Below are 1,230 nucleotides of genomic sequence, written 5' to 3'. Positions count from 1 at the left end.
CCTTTGTGCTGCCCAGCGACTTCGATACGCCAGGCCTCGACGGCTTCCAGCCGGCGGCCTTCATCGCCACGCCGATCCTGAAAATGGTCGAGCCGATGCTGCCCGGCCCGCCGGCCGTCACCCGTCTGCTGCAGGCGCTCGGCCGCTTCCCGCGCAAGGGCTGCTACCTCTATGGCGGCAAGTGGATGGCCGAGCCGGTCTTCCCCGAAGGCATGACGACGAACGGGCTGCTCGGCCTGTCCTCCAACCAGCAATTCATGGGCTTGCCCGCCGACGCGACCGCAAAGCCCGGCGACTACGCGTTTCTAAGGCCGACGCAGAGCGAAGCCGTGCTGCAGCAGTTCGGGTCGATCGCGGTGTTTTCCGGCGGCCGGATCGCCGATCGCTGGCCGGCGTTGCCGATGGCCTGACCGACTACGCCTTCACCGGTATCCAGATCTCCAGCCCGCCCTTGCCGCTGCGCGGGTCGAATTCGGGGCCGTAGCGTTCGAATTCCGGCGCGTCCGCGATCTCATGCCCGGAGGCCGGCAGCCATTTGTTCCAGATCGTGTTGACCGTCCGGCGGATGGTCGAGATGTGTTCGCGGTGGGCAAAGACCGCATATTTCTGCGCCGGCACCCGCACCCGGTAGAAGTCCCTGGGCAGGTCGGAGAAGTCAGACACTTCGACGCCGGCGATGTAGTCGAAATTGCCGGCATCGTCGCCGTTGACGCAGACGCCATAGGCGACGTCGCCGGTCTCGCCCGGAATGTTGCCGATATAGGGGCCGAAGCGCTGCCACTGCATCGGGATGGCGGCGCTGGTTTCGCAGCTGTAGCGTTCGCCGAGGCCGGCGATCAGGAACGGCCGGCTGGTCTCGAAACGCGGCGGTTCGAGATTGGTGAGGAGGGACTGGTCCATCAGGATCGGCTCCACGAGGTCGAGCTTGTCGAGTGTGCCCTGCGCGCGCACCAGTTCCGGCGTGGTGTCGAACTGATCGCGGAAGGCACGGGTGAACGCCTCATGCGAGTTGTAGCCGGCGTCGAGCGCGACGGCGAGGATGTCGGGCGCCCCGCCCGCCAGCTTGCGCGCCGCCTCGGTCAGCCGGCGTGAGCGCATGTAGCCCATCACCGACCGGCCGGTGGCGGCGCCGAAGGCGCGCGTCACATGAAAACGCGACACGCCGCTGCTTTGCGCGACATCATCAAGCGAGATCGCCTCCGGCAGATGGCTTTCGACGAACCACAGCGC

General features: G+C 66.9%; 1 protein-coding gene and 1 pseudogene. One reads left to right on the top strand and one right to left on the bottom strand.

Annotated elements, in window-relative coordinates:
- Positions 1-410: pseudogene (locus EOD15_RS34455) on the top strand (DSD1 family PLP-dependent enzyme); the annotation flags it as partial.
- A 4-nt stretch (positions 411-414) separates the two neighbouring features.
- On the opposite strand, the gene EOD15_RS34450 reads toward EOD15_RS34455, so the two are convergent.
- Positions 415-1,230: AraC family transcriptional regulator (locus EOD15_RS34450; RefSeq protein ID WP_148129822.1), on the bottom strand; the 816-nt coding region annotated here is incomplete at its 5' end.

It is taken from the genome of Mesorhizobium sp. M7A.T.Ca.US.000.02.2.1, assembly GCF_003996995.1.
In the GTDB taxonomy this organism is placed as follows: domain Bacteria; phylum Pseudomonadota; class Alphaproteobacteria; order Rhizobiales; family Rhizobiaceae; genus Mesorhizobium.
Note: the sequence above shows the minus strand (reverse complement) of the source record. Positions and strands in the feature narration are given on the sequence as shown.